Annotated in this window: 16 protein-coding genes and 1 pseudogene; 8 read left to right on the forward strand and 9 right to left on the reverse strand. The window is 70.2% G+C overall.

Going from position 1 to position 17,148, the window contains the following annotated elements:
- Window positions 1–89 precede the first annotated feature (89 nt).
- Window positions 90–770: an LPXTG cell wall anchor domain-containing protein gene (locus tag ACP4J3_RS20070; protein ID WP_426536258.1), complete on the forward strand. Its 681-nt coding sequence runs from the start codon at window positions 90–92 to the stop codon at window positions 768–770.
- An 82-nt stretch (window positions 771–852) separates the two neighbouring features.
- Here ACP4J3_RS20070 and ppc read toward each other — a convergent pair whose 3' ends face one another.
- Window positions 853–3,582: a phosphoenolpyruvate carboxylase gene (gene ppc, locus ACP4J3_RS20075; RefSeq protein ID WP_426536260.1), complete on the reverse strand. Its 2,730-nt coding sequence runs from the start codon at window positions 3,580–3,582 to the stop codon at window positions 853–855.
- Window positions 3,583–3,893: 311 nt separating this feature from the next.
- Between ppc and ACP4J3_RS20080 the strand changes: the two genes are divergently transcribed.
- Both ACP4J3_RS20080 and ACP4J3_RS20085 read left to right on the forward strand, forming a co-directional pair.
- Window positions 3,894–4,904 carry an acyl-CoA desaturase gene (locus ACP4J3_RS20080; RefSeq protein WP_426536262.1) on the forward strand — a complete coding sequence of 337 codons (1,011 nt, stop codon included), beginning with the start codon at window positions 3,894–3,896 and terminating at the stop codon, window positions 4,902–4,904.
- Complete coding sequence (locus ACP4J3_RS20085) at window positions 4,901–5,578, forward strand: TetR/AcrR family transcriptional regulator (RefSeq protein ID WP_194045210.1); 678 nt, start codon at window positions 4,901–4,903, stop codon at window positions 5,576–5,578. Before ACP4J3_RS20080 ends, ACP4J3_RS20085 begins: the two co-directional genes overlap by 4 nt.
- Before the next feature lie 39 nt (window positions 5,579–5,617).
- Here the strand turns inward: ACP4J3_RS20085 and ACP4J3_RS20090 are convergent, their stop codons facing one another.
- From ACP4J3_RS20090 to ACP4J3_RS20100, 3 genes and pseudogenes are all read right to left on the reverse strand, one after another.
- The gene (locus ACP4J3_RS20090) at window positions 5,618–5,791 is read right to left on the reverse strand and encodes a CsbD family protein (RefSeq protein ID WP_426536264.1); all 174 of its coding nucleotides are present in this window, start codon (window positions 5,789–5,791) and stop codon (window positions 5,618–5,620) included.
- Between the two features lie 63 nt (window positions 5,792–5,854).
- Window positions 5,855–6,237 (reverse strand): annotated as a pseudogene (locus ACP4J3_RS20095) (glyoxalase).
- Window positions 6,237–7,046, reverse strand: a complete 810-nt coding sequence (locus tag ACP4J3_RS20100; protein WP_426536266.1) for a trans-aconitate 2-methyltransferase — start codon at window positions 7,044–7,046, stop codon at window positions 6,237–6,239. The pseudogene ACP4J3_RS20095 and the gene ACP4J3_RS20100 overlap by 1 nt, the downstream one beginning before the upstream one ends.
- Window positions 7,047–7,140: 94 nt before the next feature.
- Here ACP4J3_RS20100 and tamR point away from each other — a divergent pair, with 94 nt between their 5' ends.
- Complete coding sequence (tamR, locus tag ACP4J3_RS20105) at window positions 7,141–7,638, forward strand: MarR family transcriptional regulator TamR (protein ID WP_019753616.1); 498 nt, start codon at window positions 7,141–7,143, stop codon at window positions 7,636–7,638.
- Between the two features lie 100 nt (window positions 7,639–7,738).
- On the opposite strand, the gene ACP4J3_RS20110 is transcribed toward tamR, so the two are convergent.
- Entirely contained in the window at window positions 7,739–8,512 is a 774-nt protein-coding gene (locus tag ACP4J3_RS20110; RefSeq protein WP_194045202.1) for a LuxR C-terminal-related transcriptional regulator, read from the reverse strand.
- Between the two features lie 278 nt (window positions 8,513–8,790).
- On the opposite strand from ACP4J3_RS20110, the gene ACP4J3_RS20115 reads away from it, so the two are divergent.
- On the forward strand, window positions 8,791–9,252 hold the full coding sequence (locus ACP4J3_RS20115) for a GNAT family N-acetyltransferase (RefSeq protein ID WP_426536532.1): 462 nt from the start codon (window positions 8,791–8,793) through the stop codon (window positions 9,250–9,252).
- A 41-nt stretch (window positions 9,253–9,293) separates the two neighbouring features.
- Entirely contained in the window at window positions 9,294–10,196 is a 903-nt protein-coding gene (locus tag ACP4J3_RS20120) for a sulfotransferase family protein (protein ID WP_426536269.1), read from the forward strand.
- A 91-nt stretch (window positions 10,197–10,287) separates the two neighbouring features.
- Here ACP4J3_RS20120 and galK read toward each other — a convergent pair whose 3' ends face one another.
- Genes galK through galT form a run of 3 tightly spaced genes read right to left on the reverse strand, consistent with a single transcriptional unit; the run spans window position 10,288 to window position 13,498 of the window.
- Entirely contained in the window at window positions 10,288–11,451 is a 1,164-nt protein-coding gene (galK, locus tag ACP4J3_RS20125; RefSeq protein ID WP_426536271.1) for a galactokinase, read from the reverse strand.
- Between the two features lie 26 nt (window positions 11,452–11,477).
- On the reverse strand, window positions 11,478–12,440 hold the full coding sequence (gene galE / locus ACP4J3_RS20130; protein WP_426536273.1) for a UDP-glucose 4-epimerase GalE: 963 nt from the start codon (window positions 12,438–12,440) through the stop codon (window positions 11,478–11,480).
- Window positions 12,437–13,498, reverse strand: coding sequence for a galactose-1-phosphate uridylyltransferase (gene galT / locus ACP4J3_RS20135; protein ID WP_426536275.1), 1,062 nt, complete (start codon window positions 13,496–13,498; stop codon window positions 12,437–12,439). The genes galE and galT overlap by 4 nt, the downstream gene beginning before the upstream one ends.
- Window positions 13,499–13,657: 159 nt before the next feature.
- Here galT and ACP4J3_RS20140 point away from each other — a divergent pair, with 159 nt between their 5' ends.
- Window positions 13,658–15,349: a sodium:solute symporter family protein gene (locus tag ACP4J3_RS20140; RefSeq protein ID WP_426536277.1), complete on the forward strand. Its 1,692-nt coding sequence runs from the start codon at window positions 13,658–13,660 to the stop codon at window positions 15,347–15,349.
- Between the two features lie 20 nt (window positions 15,350–15,369).
- Window positions 15,370–15,705 carry a hypothetical protein gene (locus ACP4J3_RS20145; protein ID WP_426536279.1) on the forward strand — a complete coding sequence of 112 codons (336 nt, stop codon included), beginning with the start codon at window positions 15,370–15,372 and terminating at the stop codon, window positions 15,703–15,705.
- 606 nt (window positions 15,706–16,311) lie between these two features.
- Here ACP4J3_RS20145 and ACP4J3_RS20150 read toward each other — a convergent pair.
- On the reverse strand, window positions 16,312–17,007 hold the full coding sequence (locus tag ACP4J3_RS20150) for a helix-turn-helix transcriptional regulator (RefSeq protein WP_194045195.1): 696 nt from the start codon (window positions 17,005–17,007) through the stop codon (window positions 16,312–16,314).
- Between the last annotated feature and the right edge of the window lie 141 nt (window positions 17,008–17,148).

Genomic DNA, 17,148 nt, shown 5'->3' on the forward strand with positions numbered 1-17,148 from the left:
TCGTGATTGACCTGAGGTCAGTGCGGGCTGGATGCTTAGCCGCCCCCTCCACATCTTCCCGTTCCTTCACGAAGATGGACTACTGCCTCATGCGTACCCTCAACCGCGTCGGCGCCCTGTCCGCCGTCGCCGCGGCCGCCGTTATCTGTGCCCCGGCCGCCGCTCACGCCACCGCTCCGGGTGACAACGGCACCGTCAAGATTCATGACGCCTCCACCGGCGAGGAGTTGCGCCGCAACGAGCCGCACGTGTGTGAGTTCTATCTGGACGCGTTCGGGTTCGACAGCGTCCAGAAGGTCTCGTGGCACATCGAGGCCTGGGCCCCGACGGCCGATGTCAAGGGCGAGACCGTGAAGTCCGGCGCGATCACGCTGGACGGCGAGGGTCACGGCCGTACCGAGGACATGACGCTGGCCGACGGGCACTACAAGCTGTTCTGGAACTTCGAGGGCGAGAAGGGGTCCGCGAAGCACAAGGTGTTCTGGACGGACTGTGAGGACGAGGAGGAGGGCGGCGGTACGGCCACGCCGTCGGCCTCCGAGTCGCAGGCGCCGGGTGAGCCGACCGACGAGCCGACGGACGAGCCGTCCTCGAGCCCGTCCACGTCCGCCGGTGCCGCCCCGTCGTCGTCCCCGTCGGCGCAGGGCGGCGTGGAGGGTGATCTCGCCGAGACCGGCAATGGTGCCCCGGTGGGTCTGCTGTCCGCGGCCGCCCTGGCGCTGCTGGGTGTGGGTGGCTATCTGGCGTTCCGGCGTCGTAGCGCCGCCTGACGCGAGCGGCTGACATGAGCGGTGCCCCCGTGCTTCGTAGCCTTCGTACGAAGCACGGGGGCACCGTTCGTGTGCGGGGCGCTCAGCCGGTGTTGCGCAGGCCTGCGGCCACGCCGTTGACGGTGAGGAGCAGGGCGCGGGAGAGCAGCGGGTCGGGCTCGGCGCCGGCAGCCGCGGCGTCGCGCTGGCGCTTGAGCAGGGTGACCTGGAGGTAGGAGATGGGGTCCAGGTAGGCGTCGCGGATGGCGAAGGTCTGCTTCAGGACCGGCGCCGCGTCGAGGAGTTCCTTCTCGCCGGTCACCTTCAGGACTTCCGCGACGGTGAGTTCGTGTTCGGCGCGGATGGTGTCGAAGACGTGCTTGAGTTCGTCCGGCACGAGGGTGTCGACGTAGTGCGTGGCGATCCGCAGGTCGGTCTTGGCGAGGGTCATCTCGACGTTGGAGATGAAGTTGCGGAAGAAGTGCCACTGTTCGTGCATCTCGTCGAGCACGGTGTCCAGGCCGGCCTCGCGCAGCGCCTTGAGGCCGGAGCCGACGCCGAACCAGCCGGGCACGATCTGCCGGGACTGGGTCCAGCCGAACACCCAGGGGATGGCCCGCAGTCCGTCCAGGCCCGCTCCCGAGTCCGGCCTGCGTGAAGGCCGGGACCCGAGGTGGAGGTCGGCGAGCTGGTCGACGGGGGTGGAGGCGAAGAAGTAGGCGGGCAGGTCGGGGTCCTCGACGAGCCGACGGTAGGCGGCGTGGGCGGCGTCGCTGACGACGTCCATGGCGGCGTCCCAGCGGGCCAGGGCCTCTTCGGGCTGGCGGGGGGCGGTGTGCAGGGCGGAGGCCTGGAGGGTGGCCGCGACGGTCAGCTCCAGGTTCTCGCGGGCGAGCGAGGGCACGAGGTACTTGTCGGAGATGACCTCGCCCTGCTCGGTGACCTTGATCTCGCCCTCCAGGGTGCCCCAGGGCTGGGCGAGGATGGCGTCGTGGGAGGGGCCGCCGCCGCGGCCGACGGTGCCGCCGCGGCCGTGGAACAGCCTCAGCCGCACCCCGTAGCGGTGGGCGACGTCGCGCAGGCGGCGCTGGGCGCGGTGGATCTCCCACTGGCTGGTGGTGATGCCGCCGAACTTGGAGGAGTCGGAGTAGCCGAGCATGACCTCCTGGACGTCGCCGCGCAGGGCCACGAGCCTGCGGTAGGACGGGTCGGAGAGCATGTCCTCCAGGATGGTGTCGGCGGCCTTGAGCTCGTCGGTGGTCTCCAGGAGCGGCACGATGCCGATCCTGGCCCAGCCGGCGTGCAGGTCGATCAGGCCGGCTTCGCGGGCGAGCACGGTCGCGGCGAAGACGTCGTCGGCGCCCTGGCACATGGAGATGATGTACGACTCGATGACCTCGGGTCCGAAGACCTCCAGGGCCTTCTTGACGGTCTGGAACACGCCGAGGGTCTTCTCGCCGGCCGCGTCGACGGGTGCCGGGGTGGGGGCGAGGGGGCGGCGGGAGCGCAGTTCCTTGGCGAGCAGCTTGGCGCGGTAGTCGCGGGGCATGTCGGCGTAGCGCCAGGACTCCTCGCCGAGCCGGTCGAAGAGCTGGCCGAGGGCGTGGTGGTGGGCGTCGGCGTGCTCGCGTACGTCCATGGTGGCGAGCTGGAGGCCGAACGCGGACAGCGTGCGGATCGTGCGGTTCATGCGGCCGTCGGCGAACAGGCCGCCGCGGTGTTCCCTGAGCGAGGTCTGGATCAGGGTGAGGTCGTGCAGCAGCTCGCCGGTGCCGAGGTAGTCGCGGCCGGCCTCGTGCGGGATGCCCTTGGCCAGGCGTGTCTTGGTGTTCTCCAGCTTCTGCCGGATACAGGTGGCCTTGAGCCGGTAGGGCTCCTCGGCGTTGAGGCGCTTGTAGCGGGGGCTGATCTCGGGGAGGGCTTCGAGGTCGGCCTTCAGCGACTCCAGGAGCTCCTCCGTCGCGCCGGTGTAGCGGATGGAGTTGGACAGGAAGCCGCGCAGCTCGTCGATCATCTCCAGGGCGTCGTTGATGCCGTGCTCGTGCTGGAGGATGAGGACGTCCCAGGTCACCTGGGGCGTGACGTTGGGGTTGCCGTCGCGGTCGCCGCCGATCCAGGTGCCGAAGGTGAGGGGGCGGGTGGTGTCGGGGAGCTTGTGGCCGACGCGCTCCAGTTCCGCGGTGAGGTCTTCGAGGACGTCGCCGACGGCGCCGGCGTGGAGTTCGTCGAGGTAGTAGATGGCGTTGCGGGCCTCGTCGGCGGGCTCGGGGCGGACCACCCGAAGCTCATCTGTCTGCCAGACGAGGTCGATGTTCTCGGCCAGTCGGGTGTCGTTCCGGCGGCGGTCCCCGTCGAGGACGGGGGTCTCCAGGAGGGCGGCGACGCGCCGGAGCTTGTTGAGGACGCTGCGGCGTGCGGCCTCGGTGGGGTGGGCGGTGAACACCGGGCGGACGTTGAGGTGCTCGACCGTCTGGCGCAGGTGCTCGGGGTCGGCGTCCTTGAGGCGGTCGGCCGTACGGGCGAGGAGACCGCCTTCGGCGGCGCGCCGGGCGCGCAGCTCGCGGCCGCGGTGGACCTGCTCGGTGACGTTGGCCAGGTGGAAGTAGGTGGAGAAGGCGCGGACCAGCTTGGCCGCGGTGTCCAGCTCGGTGCCGCGCAGCAGCTCGGCGGCGGCTTCGCCGTCCTCTCGGGTGAGACGGCGGACCTTCTCGACGAGCTCCAGCAGCTCGGGTCCTTCCTGGCGGACGAGGGTCTCGCCCAGGAGGTCACCCAGTCGGCGGATGTCGGCGCGCAGCTCGCTGCTGGTCGTCGTCTGGTCGTCGGCACTGCTCACAGGTGCGGCTCCTTGCAGTGTTGAAGCTCGTCCGGGAGGGTACCCGGCGCAGGTGCCGCGCGGTGGGGTGCCGCATACGGCTCCTGACATCCGGGAAGAAATCAGAGCGGACCGCGCTGTCCGACCGACTCCAAGGATAGGTGTCCATGCGGACGCGCAGACTCTCGGGCTCTTGCCGCCGTGCGCCGCACTGCCATACTTACGATGCCGTAGGTTACGGAACCGTAGGGATCGTTGTAACGGAACCTGGGAACAGTTCCCGCAGCCCGGCACCTGCTGTCTCAACCCTCGACCCCACAGGGGACGCCCCTATGACCACGAGTTCCGATGTGATCGAAGACGCCCCGAAGGCGAACGACGACACCCCGACCGACTCCGCCACGCTGGGTGGCGAGAGGAAGCGTTCGATCGAGCAGGTCGCGCTCCTTCTCTTCATCACCGTTCCCTTCCTCGCGCTCGTCGCGGCGGTGCCGCTGGCCTGGGGCTGGGGAGTGAGCTGGCTCGACCTGGGCCTGATGGTCTTCTTCTACTTCCTGGGCTGCCACGGCATCACGATCGGCTTCCACCGCTACTTCACCCATGGTTCGTTCAAGGCCAAGCGGCCCCTGCGGATCGCGCTGGCGATCGCGGGCTCCCTGGCGGTCGAGGGTCCGATCGTGCGCTGGGTGGCCGACCACCGCAAGCACCACAAGTTCTCCGACGCGGAGGGCGACCCGCACTCTCCATGGCGGTTCGGCGAGACCGTCCCGGCCCTGATGAAGGGCCTGTGGTGGGCGCATATCGGCTGGATGTTCGACGAGGAGCAGACGCCGCAGGACAAGTACGCGCCGGATCTGATCAAGGACCCGGCGATCCGTGCGATCTCCCGCCAGTTCATCTACTGGACGGCGCTGTCGCTGGCGCTGCCGGCGCTGATCGGCGGCCTGGTGACGATGTCCTGGTGGGGCGCGTTCACGGGCTTCTTCTGGGGCTCGCTGGTCCGGGTGGCCCTGCTGCACCACGTCACCTGGTCGATCAACTCGATCTGCCACGCGGTGGGCAAGCGGCCGTTCAAGTCGCGTGATCGTTCGGGCAACGTGTGGTGGCTGGCCGTGCTGTCGTGCGGCGAGTCCTGGCACAACCTGCACCACGCCGACCCGACGTCCGCGCGGCACGGTGTGGAGCGCGGCCAGATCGACTCCTCGGCCCGTCTGATCCGCTGGTTCGAGATGCTCGGCTGGGCGTACGACGTGCGCTGGCCGTCACGCTCGCGTATCGATTCACGCCGCAACACCGGGGAAGACGGCTCCCGGCGCCGGAAGGAACCCGTAGAGGCGGCATGATTGACGCCGTGGCGACCGACTCCAGCAGTACCCCCGGCAATGAGAAGCAGCGGCGGACCCGCCGTACCCGGATGACCGGTGCGGAGCGCCGCCAGCAGTTGCTGGAGATCGGTCGCACCCTGTTCGCCGCGAAGGGGTTCGAGGGCACGTCGGTGGAGGAGATCGCCGCGAAGGCGGGCGTCTCGAAGCCGGTGGTCTACGAGCACTTCGGCGGCAAGGAGGGCCTGTACGCGGTGGTGGTGGACCGCGAGATGCGGCGCCTGCTGGACATGGTGACCAGCTCGCTGACCGCCGGCCACCCCCGCGAGCTGTGCGAGCAGGCGGCCTTCGCGCTGCTGGACTACATCGAGGAGTACACGGACGGCTTCCGCATCCTGGTCCGTGACTCGCCCATCCCCCAGTCGACGGGGTCCTTCGCCTCGCTGATCTCGGACATCGCCACCCAGGTGGAGGACATCCTGGGCCGCGAGTTCAAGAGCCGCGGCTTCGACCCCAAGCTGGCCCCGCTGTACGCGCAGGCCCTGGTCGGGATGGTCGCCCTGACCGGCCAGTGGTGGCTGGACGTGCGCCGCCCGAAGAAGGCGGAGGTCGCCGCGCACCTGGTGAACCTGGCCTGGCACGGGCTGGACGGCCTGGAGGCGAAGCCGCACCTGATAGGGCGCCGGAAGAGCTGACCCGCGCCCCGTGTCGACGGTTCCTCGGTGCCGACGCGCTCAGCCCTTGAAGGTGTCCTTGCCCTTCTCCTTCGCCTGGCGTGCGTGGCCCTTCTTCTGCTCGGCCTTGCCCTCGGCGGTCATCCGCTCATTGCCGACCACGCGGCCCATCGCTTCCTTGGCCTTGCCCTTGAGCTGTTCCTTCTTGCCCCTGGCCTTCTCTTCCTTCGCCACGTCCCTCACTCCTCGCAAGGTTGACGTCGGTGTCATTCAGCGAGTGACCAGTGCGCCGCCGGCTCAAACAGTGGTGCGGGGCTCCTCGGTCACCGCCTCCAGGAACTCCAGCCGGTTTCCCACGGGGTCGCAGGAGTAGAACCTCTTGTGCCCCGGCAGCTTCTCGTCCCATTCCACTCGCGTTCCATGGGCCTGCAGCCGGGCGCCGTACTGCTCGATCCCGGTGACCCGCAGCCCGGGGTGGGCCTTTTTCGCGGGCCGGAAGTCCTCCTCGATGCCGAGGTGCAGTTGCACGGGCCCCGACTGGAACCAGCAGCCCCGCGCCCGGCCAGTGCGGGCGGCTTGGGGATCTCGGTCATGCCGAGGACGCCCACGTAGTACGTCCGCAGCCGCTCCTGCGAGCCGGGCGGGGCCGCGAGCTGGACATGGTCGACGGCGGTGATCATCACGCCTCCTTGCGGGCCACGGCGAAGATCCGGCGGAACGGGAAGGGCGTGCCGTGCGGGCCGGGCGGGTAGGCCGCGCGCAGGGCGTCGCGGTAGTCGGCGAGGAAGGCGTCCCGCGCCTCGGGGGTGTCGGCGAGGGCGGTGAGGACCGGGCGCAGGCCCGTGCCCTTCACCCAGTCCAGCACCGGGTCCTCGCCGGTCAGGAGATGGACGTACGTCGTCTCCCAGACGTCCGCCGAGCAGCCCAGGCCGGTCAGCCCGGTCAGGTAGTCCCGCGGGGCGAGCACGGCGTCCTGGTGGCGCAGGGTGTCGGCGAGGCCGTAGCGGGGCGCGAGGTCGCGCATCAGGCGGTGGCTCGGGGCGTCGAAGTTGCCGGGGACCTGGAAGGCGAAGGTGCCGCCGGGCCTGAGGCCCCGCACCCAGTTCGCGAACCGGTCCGCGTGCCCCGGCACCCACTGCAGGGTGGCGTTGCTGACGATCAGGTCGTACGGCTCCTCGGGCGTCCAGGTCCGTACGTCGGCGCGGGCGAAGCCGAGGCGCCCGCCGCCCGCGGTCGGCCCCTCGTGCTCGACGTGGGCCCGGTCGAGCATCTCCGCGGAGTTGTCGTAGCCGGTGATGTGCGCGGTGGGCCAGCGCTGCGCGAGCAGGGCGGTGACGTTGCCGGGGCCGCAGCCGAGGTCGGCGATGCGGGGGCGTTCGCCGGGGAGGTCGGGGACGCGGGCCAGCAGGTCGGCGAAGGGGCGGGCGCGGTGGCCGGCGTGACGCAGGTACTGGGCGGGGTCCCAGGTGGGGGTGGCGGCAGCGGACATGGGCGGGGCCTCCTGTCTTCTCGTCTCCAGCCTGCCCCCTAGATACCTTGACGTCAAGAGACTTCATGTCGACACAACCACTACACTGATCGCCATGGAGGACGAGGTCGATCGGCTGGTCGCAGCGTGGCGCCGGGAGCGCCCGGACCTCGACGTGGAACCGCTCGAGGTGCTCAGCCGGGTCAGCAGACTGGCCCGGCACCTGGACCGCGCACGCCGGCTGGCCTTCTCCGAGCACAGCCTGGAGCCCTGGGAGTTCGACGTGCTGACCGCGCTCAGGCGCGCGGGGACGCCGTATCAGCTCTCCCCGGGGCAGTTGCTGACGCAGACCCTGGTCACCTCGGGCACGATGACGAACCGCATCGACCGGCTGGCCAAGAAGGGCCTGGTGGAGCGGCTTCCCGACCCCAGCGACCGGCGCGGTGTGCTGGTGCGGCTGACCGACGAAGGGCGCGATCGGGCGGATCAGGCGCTCGCCGGGCTGTTGGACCAGGAGCGCGCGATTCTTGCGGAGTTGTCGCGGGCGCAGCGGGGGGAGTTGGCCGCGTTGTTGCGTCAGCTGACGGCGCCGTTCGACAACATTCCCGGTTGAGCTGAGTGCCGCGATCTGTTGTTTGCCGTCTGCGGCGCCATCGTGGCTGGTCGCGCAGTTCCCCGCGCCCCTTGACGGCGTTGCTGGCCCCCGGCATCTATCACGCGCTGCTGCTCTCCTCCGGCAAGATCCTGCCCGCCGGGCCCAGATCCACCGGCCCCACCCCGGCCCTGCGCGCGAGCGCGACCGCCGCCAGCGTCGAGTGCACGCCCAGCTTGCCCAGGACGTTCTGCATATGTGTCCGGACCGTGTGCGGGGACAGATAAAGGCGCTCTGCGACCGCCTTTCTGCCCAGACCGGCCACCATGCAGCGCAGGACCTCGCGCTCGCGCGGGGTGAGGGACTCGACCAGGCGCTCGCTCTCGGTGCGGTGCTTGCGGGCGGCGGTCAGCTCCCGCAGCACCCCGGTGAGCAGGGCCGGCGGCAGATGGGTCTCGTCGCGCAGGACGCCGCGGATCACGGTGAGCAGCCGGGACAGCGAGCAGTCCTTGGCCACCCACCCGGACGCCCCGGCCTGCAGGGCGAGCGCGGCCCGGCGCGGATCGTCCTTCTCGGCGAGGACGACGATCCGTACCGCGGGCTGCGCCGAGCGCACCCCCGCGACCAGCGAGATGCCGTCCACGAGCCCGTCCTCGCCCACCTCCTGCACGGGCACGGCGGGCCGGACCCCCGGCACATTGCCGCCCAGGTCGGCGTCGACGAGCAGGACGTCGAACCGCCGCCCCTCGGCGGCCGCGCGCTCCAGGCTGCGCAGCGCGGCCGGGCCGCTGCCGGCGGCGGAGACGTCGACATCGGGCTCGGCGGCCAGGGCGGCGGCGAGCGACTCGGCGAAGATGCGATGGTCGTCGACGACCAGCACTCGGATGCGAACCACGAAACCCCCTTCCCCAAGCTCTCGAAGAGCAGGGGACCCCATCGTCATGAGGACGACACCGGGAGACAAGACAAAGAACTGCGCGGGTACGACACCCGAAGCGTGATGGGCGCACGCACGGCCGCCGCCGTGCATGAACTGCTACCCCCCACTTCGGGCGTCGAACCCGACTGTCTCGCCCCCTGATCAGCACCGGCCCCCACCGGTGCTGTTCATCAGGGTACGGCCGGGGGGCAGGAGCGGAAGGTAATTTGCAGAACTGGTTGGCCGACGCGTTTATGGTGAGCCGCATGTTTCGTCTGGAGACAGAAGTCGACAAATCGCGCCAGGATCTGCTCCGCCGGCGACTGCGGGACACCAACTCCGCGGCCTCCCCGATCCTGCGCGCCCTGCGCGGAACCCCAGGTGTACGTGAACGCCCGCTCCAGGTCTGGGCGTTGGACGAGGCGGACGCCGTGGCCGGCGGGCTCGTCGGGTACACCTGGACCACCTGGCTCCATGTCACCTACCTCTGGGTCGACGAACGCCATCGCGGCGCCGGCCTCGGTTCGCGACTGCTCGCACAGGCCGAGCGCGTGGCCCGCGCCGAGCGGGGCTGTGCGGCCGTACGCCTGGAGACCTGGGACTTCCAGGCGCCGGAGTTCTACAAAAGGCAGGGATATGAGGTGGTTTGTGTGATCCCGGACTATCCGCCGGGAATCACGGAATACACACTGACCAAGCACCTGGGAGCAACCTGAGTCTCAGTGCCGTCTCAGGCACATCCCCTACCCTCCGCCCCATGAGCATGCTGCGGAAGTTGAACTCGAAGATCGCGGCGACGACCGGGTACCAGGTACGCCGAGTGCCGGCTCCCTCGCCGCCGAAGGAGAACCTCGGCGCCATCCCCGCGCCGCGCGGACCGCGCCCGGAGCGCCCGGCGGCCGAGGCGGTGGGCGAACCGGTGGATCCGGCCGTGGACCGGCTGCTGGAGCGGCCGGTGTTCATCCTCACCTCCGTGCGCTCCGGATCGACCCTGCTGCGCATGATGCTGGGCGCGCACTCCAGGCTGCACGCCGCGCACGAGCTGCACCTCACGGGCCTCGAGGTGTACTTCAAGACCCACAGCCCCACCGAGAAGTCCATGCGCGCGCTCGGGCTCGGGTACGAGGACCTGGAGGCACTGCTGTGGGACCGCACCCTGCACCGGGAACTGGTGAAGTCCGGCAAGTCGTTCATCGTGGAGAAGACGCCGGGCAACGCCTTCGCCTGGCGGCGCATCGCCGCGACCTGGCCGGACGCCCGCTTCGTCTTTCTGCGCCGGCACCCGGCCGCGGTGGCCCGCTCCTGGCACGAGGCCGTCCCGGACCGCACCCGCGAGGAAGCGGCCGAGCGCGTGCTGCAGTACATGGAGGCCATGGAGGAGGCCCACGCCGAGCTCGGCGGCCACATCCTGCGCTACGAGGACCTCACCGCCGACCCCGCCGCCGCACTCCGCGAGATCTGCCGCTTCCTGGACCTCGACTACGAGCCCGGCATGCTCGACTACGGCAGCAGCCTGGAGGGCGCCGTACTGGGCGGCGGCTTCGGCGACTGGAACGACAAGATCCGCTCGGGCCGCGTACAGCCGGACCGGCCGGCACCGGCCGAGGACGAGATCGCGGATGTGCTGCGGCCGATGTGCCGGGCGTGGGGGTACCTCTAGAAGGCTTCCCGCAGAAGGGCTTTCCGAAGAAGGGCTTTCCGCATACGGGGCTGAAGGCATCGCCCTCAGCCCCGTCCGCTCTGCTTCGGGCTCAGCTCAGCCGCCGCGCACCCGCCGCCGGCACCGCCTCGAACACGCGCGGCGCGGTGAACCCGGCCGCGGCGAAGGCCTCTTCGACCGCCTTGGTGATGGTCTCGACGTCGGCCGCCTCCGCCAGCACGATCGCCGAGCCGCCGAAGCCGCCGCCGGTCATGCGGGCGCCGAGGGCGCCGCCGGCCAGGGCCGTGTCCACGACCAGGTCCAGCTCGGGGCAGGAGATGCGGAAGTCGTCGCGCAGGGAGGCGTGGCCCTCCGTCAGGACCGGGCCGATCGCCCGCGTCTCGCCCGACTCCAGCAGGGCCACGACGCGCTCGACGCGCTGGTCCTCCGTGACCACGTGCCGGACCAGGCGGCGTACCTCCTCCTCGTCGCCCAGCCGCTGCAGGGCCGCGTCCAGGTCGTCGTAGGCGACGTCCCTGAGCGCGTCGACGCCCAGCAGCGCGGCGCCCTTCTCGCAGCCCGCGCGGCGCTTGCCGTACTCGCCCTCGCTGTGGGAGTGCTTGACCTGGGTGTCCACCACCAGCAGGCGCATGCCCTCCGCCGCCAGGTCGAAGGGGATCTGCTTCTGGGAGAGGTCCCGGGTGTCCAGGAACAGCGCGTGGCCGGCCTCGCAGCAGGCGGACGCCGTCTGGTCCATGATGCCGACCGGGGCGCCGACGTAGACGTTCTCGGCGCGCTGGCACAGCCGGGCCAGTTGCCAGCCCTTGAGCCCGAGTCCGTACAACTCGCCCAGCGCCAGCGCCACGACGACCTCCAGCGCGGCCGACGACGACAGGCCCGCGCCCGCCGGGACCGTCGAGGCCAGGTGGACGTCGGCGCCGGTCACCGGGTGCCCGGCCTCGCGCAGCGCCCAGACCACGCCCGAGGGGTACGCCGTCCAGTTCCGGTCCGACTCGGGCGCCAGGTCGTCGAGCCGCAGCTCCACCACACCGCCCCCGACATCGGCCGAGTGCAGCCGCAGGACGCCGTCCTCGCGCCGGGAGACCGCCGCGACCGCGGTGTGCGGCAGCGCGAACGGCATGACGAAGCCGTCGTTGTAGTCGGTGTGCTCGCCGATCAGGTTGACCCGTCCCGGCGCGGCCCACACCCCCTCCGGCTCGGCCCCGTACAGCTCCCTGAACCGCTCGGCGACCGCGGCTGCCGTGTCGACGCTCATCCCCTGACCCTGACCTTTCGTACGTTCTAGTTGCCGCGCCGCTGCGCGAACTCCCACGCGTCCGCGACGATCCCCGCGAGGTCCGCGCGGGACGGGTTCCAGCCGAGCCGCTCGCGGGCGGTGCCGGCGGAGGCGACCAGGACGGCCGGGTCGCCGCCCCGGCGCGGGGCCACGACCTCGGGGATCGGGTGCCCGGTGACCTTGCGGGCGGTCTCGATGACCTCGCGGACGGAGAAGCCGTTGCCGTTGCCGAGGTTGCAGATGAGGTGCTCGCCTCGCGTGGCGGCCTTCAACGCCAGCAGGTGGGCCTCGGCCAGGTCGGCGACGTGGATGTAGTCGCGTACGCAGGTGCCGTCCGGCGTCGGGTAGTCGTCGCCGAAGACGGAGATCGCGTCGCGCCGGCCCTGGGCGACCTGGAGGACGAGCGGGATGAGGTGCGACTCGGGGTCGTGGCGCTCGCCGCAGTCGCCGTAGGCGCCCGCGACGTTGAAGTACCTGAGGGAGACCGCGCCCAGGCCGTGGGCGGCCGCCTCGCCGGTGATCATGTGGTCGACGGCGAGCTTGGAGGCGCCGTACGGGTTCGTCGGCTTGGTCGGCGCGGACTCGACGATCGGGACCTGCTCCGGCTCGCCGTAGGTGGCGGCCGTGGAGGAGAAGACCAGCTTGCGCACGCCCGCCTCGCGCATGGCGCCGAGCAGCGCCATGGTGCCGCCGACGTTGTTGTCCCAGTACTTCTCGGGCTTCACGACCGACTCGCCGACCTGCGAGAACGCGGCGAAGTGCAGCACTGCGTCGAAGGAGGAGTCCAGCCACTTGGCGGCGTCGCGGATGTCGCCCTCGATGAAGGACGCCCCGGACGGCACACCCTCACGGAAGCCGGTGGAGAGGTTGTCGAGGACGACGACCTCCTCACCCGCCTCGATCAGGTGCTGCGCGACCACGCTGCCGACGTAGCCCGCGCCACCGGTGACCAGAAACTTCCCGCTCATGAACTCGCTACCTCTCGCAGTCGCTCAGCCGCGCGCTCCGGCGGCACGTCGTTGATGAACACGTTCATGCCGGATTCGGAACCCGCGAGGAACTTCAGCTTGCCGGAAGTGCGGCGGATGGTGAAAAGCTCGAGGTGAAGCGCGAAGTCGTCACGGCTGACGCCCTCGAAGTCCTCCAGCGTGCCGAACGGCGCCTGGTGCCAGGCGGCGATGTACGGCGTAGGAGGCTCCCCTTCCCCGAAGATCCGGTCGAAGCGCCTCAAGAGTTCCAGATAAACCTTGGGGAACTCTGAGCGCGCCTCCTCGTCGAGCGCGAGCAGATCGGGCACCCGGCGCTTCGGGTACAGGTGGACCTCGTACGGCCAGTGCGCGGCGTACGGCACGAAGGCCACCCAGTGTTCACCCTCCAGGACGACCCGCGGGCCGGCGAGTTCACGCTCCAGGACGGCGTCGAAGAGGTTCTCCCCGCCGGTGGCGTCCTTGTGCGCGGCGGCCGACCGCAGCATCAGAGCCGTACGCGGGGTGGTGAAGGGATAGGCGTAGATCTGTCCGTGGGGGTGCTGGAGCGTCACGCCGATCTCGGCACCGCGGTTCTCGAAGCAGAACACCTGCTCGACGGAGGGCAGGGATGACAGCTCGGAGGTCCGGTCGGTCCAGGCATCGAGCACGAGCCGCGCCTGCTCCTCGGTCAGGTCGGCGAAGGACGCGTTGTGGTCGGAGGTGAAGCAGACGACCTCGCAGCGTCCGGAGTCGCCGGCGAGCGAGGGGAAGCGGTTCTCGAAGACGACGGCGTCGTACGACGAGTCCGGGATCTCGCTCAGCCGGTCGCCCTCGGAGGGGCACAGCGGGCACTGGTCGGCCGGCGGGTGGTAGGTCCGCCCCTGCCGGTGCGAGGCGATGGCGACGCAGTCCCCGAGCAGCACGTCGTGACGGACCTCGGAGGAGGTGACGGTCCGGTCCAGGGGACGGCGGTCGACCGCGTCCCGCACGGTGTCGTCGCGCAGGTCGTAGTAGATGAGCTCACGACCGTCGGCCAGTCGGGTCGAGGTCTTCTTCACGCCGCACTCCCATCAAACAGAACTAAACATAGAACAACACATCTAACCCCCTCCGTCAACATCACAATCCAACAAAGAGCATCACCCGAAGTGTTCAATTACTGAATACAGGGGCGTAGGTTCCGCCGTGTATCGATTCGCGACACGAAGCGAGTACGTATGCAAACCCCCACATTTTCCCCCACCTATCTCGCTGCCGAGCTCCGGCTCCCCACGAACTGGGTCGACTACACGCTGCTCGGCATCTACTTCGTCGCCGTGCTGGGCATCGGATTCGCCGCCCGCCGCTCGGTCAGGACCAGCCTCGACTTCTTCCTCTCCGGCCGCTCCCTGCCGGCCTGGGTCACCGGCCTGGCCTTCATCTCCGCCAACCTGGCGGCCACCGAGATCCTCGGCATGGCGGCGAACAGCGCGCAGTACGGCGCCTACACGGTCCACTGGTACTGGGTCGGCGCCATCCCGGCCATGGTCTTCCTGGGCCTGGTGATGATGCCCTTCTACTACGGCAGCAAGGTCCGCTCGGTCCCCGAGTTCCTCCTCCTGCGCTTCGACAGAGGGGCGCACCTGCTCAGTTCGATCCTGTTCGCCTTCGCCGCGATCCTGATCGCCGGCGTGAACCTGTACGCCCTGGCGATCGTGGTCGAGGCCCTGCTGGGCTGGCCGGAGTGGGTGGCGATCGTCGTAGCGGGCTTCTTCGTCCTCGCATACATCACCCTCGGCGGACTGTCGTCGGCGATCTACAACGAGGTCCTGCAGTTCTTCGTGATCCTGGCGGCGCTGATCCCGATCACCGTGCTGGCGCTGAAGAAGGTGGGCGGCTGGGACGGCCTGACGGACACGCTCACGCGATCCCACGGCGACGACTTCGTCACCGCGTGGGGCGGCACGGGCATAGGCGACGCGAACCCGCTGGGCGCGAACTGGCTGACGATCGTCCTGGGCCTCGGCTTCGTGCTGTCCTTCGGCTACTGGACGACGAACTTCGCGGAGGTCCAGCGAGCGCTCTCGGCGAAGAACCTCTCGGCGGCGAAGCGCACCCCGCTGATCGCGGCGTTCCCGAAGATCTTCATCGTGTTCCTGGTGATGATCCCCGGCCTGGCGGCGGCGGCCCTGGTCCCCGGCTTCGGCACCTCGGAATCGGGCTACCAGTACAACGACGCGATCCCCTACCTCATGCAGGGCCTGCTGCCCAACGGTGTGCTGGGCATCGCGGTGACCGGCCTCCTGGCGGCCTTCATGGCCGGCATGGCGGCGAACGTGTCATCGTTCAACACCGTATTCACCACGGACATCTGGGCGAAGTACGTGGTGAAGGACCGACAGGATTCCTACTACGTCGGCTTCGGCCGCCTGATCACGGCGATCGGCGTCCTGGCGTCGATCGGCACGGCGTTCCTGGCGTCCTCCTTCTCCAACATCATGAGCTACCTCCAGACCCTGTTCTCCTTCTTCAACGTGCCGATGTTCGTGGTCTTCATCATCGGCATGTTCTGGAAGCGGGCGTCGATGAAGTCGGGCTTCTGGGGCCTGCTGGCAGGCACAACGGCAGCAATGCTGAACTACTTCGTCTTCTACAAGCAGGACGTCATCTCCATCCCCTCCGACCAGGGCGCGAACTTCGTGTCGGCAATCGCGGGCTTCGTGGCCGGCGCGGTCGTCATGGTGGCCGTCACCCTCTTCACGGCCCCCAAGCCGGCGGCGGAACTCCAGGGCCTGGTCTACGGCACCCGCTCCCCCGGCATGGTTGAGCCGCCGGCCGAGGGCGACGACGCGTGGTACCGGAAGCCGGCGTTGCTGGGCTGGGGTGCGGTGGTGCTGGCCGCCGCCTGCTACATCCCGTTCTCGTTCTGACGAAGGAGGCCTGAGAAACCATGAGCGACAACTCCGAACGCCCCTCGCCGTTCACCGAGAAGGACGTCCAGCGCGAGGTCAGCGAACTCGAGGGGAAGTCCGCGACGGCGGCCCGCCTCTTCGACATCCGGCGCATCATCGGCGGGCTCTTCGTCCTCTACGGCGTCATCGTCACGATCGTCGGGCTCACCGACGACGACGCCGCGATCGACAAGGCCGAGGGCGTGAACATCAACCTCTGGACCGGCCTGGGCATGCTGCTCCTCGGCCTGTTCTTCCTCACCTGGCTGAAGCTACGCCCCACGGCCCCACCCCCACCGACCACACCCCCGGAAGACGAGCCCCCCGGCCCCTGACTCCCTCGCCCCCGCCGCCCCTACCCATTCCCGACCCTGGGGGCTGCCGCCCCCAGCCCCCCGCTCCGGCCCTGAAGGGGCCTCGTCCTCAAACGCCGGACGGGCTGGAGGGTGCGGGCCTGGGTTGAAGGGGGCCGCCCGAGCGGGTGGGTGGGGGGCCGCCCCGAGCGGGCGGGTGGGGGCTAGGGACGGCAGAACCTTGCCCCCCAAACACCGGACGAGCCGGAGGACGCGGGCCAGCGCTGGAAGACGACACCCCCAGCGGGCAGGCGGGGCTAGGGACGGCAAGGCCCTACCCTCAAACGCCGCACGGGCCGGAGGGCGCGGGCCGACGATGGAAGGCGGCAGCCCCAGCGGGCAGGCGGGGGCCGGACGGGCTGGATGGTGCACGGCGGCGTACCCCCAGCGGCCCGCAGTCGCCCACGGCGGGAAGGGGACGTGGCGGGGGGTGTCCGCCCGCAGTGGCCGGCGTCAAGAAACGATGACCACCCTGCCCGAGGCCGGCCGCCGGTCCGAGGACGGACACCCCCCGCCACGGCCCCGACCCACCCACCGACCAAAGGCGCTACGCGCACCCCCACCGAACCCGCACAGGCGCCGCAGGCATCACGGCTCCACCCCCGCGTCACCCTCCGGCAACGGCCCCGCCCGATCCAGCAACCCCGTCCGCGCCGCCAGCGCCGCCGCCTCCAGTCGGGAGCCGACGCCCAGTTTCATCAGTACCCGCTGGACATGGGTGCGTGCCGTCGACGGTGCGATGCCCATGCCCGCCGCGATCAGGCGGGTGTCCTCCCCGTCGGCCACCCGCACCAGGACCTCGACCTCCCGAGGCGTGAGCATCTGGAGCAGCCGCTGCCCCTCGTCGTCCGGTTGCGCCGCGGGGTTCAGCAGTTCGCTGAACGCACCCTGCAGCAACTGCGGCGCCACCGCCGCCTCCCCCGCCCGCGCCTTCATGATCGCCCGCTCGACACCCTCTATACGCTCATCGTGCCGGACATAACCAGAGGCCCCGGCCGCAAACGCCGCCGCTATCCCCCGCGGACTCGGCACCGGCCCCAGCACCAACACCGCCACCTGCGGACGCTCCCGCTTGATCTTCGCCACCGGATCGAACATCCCCGGCTCCGCAGGCGTCGCCGTCCCCAGCAGGCACACCTCCGGCGCCCGCGTGATCACCAGCTCCGCCGCCCCCGCGGCAGGCGCCGCCGCGGCCAGCACCCGGTGCCCGCGCAGCTTCAGCGCCGAGGCCAGCGCCTCCGCGAGCAATCGGTGGTCGTCGACCACCATGAGCCGCACTCCCATCGAGCAACCCCCCAGTCCCCCCAATGGATCCCCATCAATACCCAGGACCGGCCGACTGCGCCGGTCCGGATGCCCCACTATGGATGCCCACTGGTCCGCGCGGACAGAAGCCCCCTCCCGGCTCCCCCGCCTTTCATGCCC

Source organism: Streptomyces sp. UG1 (genome assembly GCF_049974585.1).
Taxonomy (GTDB): Bacteria; Actinomycetota; Actinomycetes; order Streptomycetales; family Streptomycetaceae; genus Streptomyces.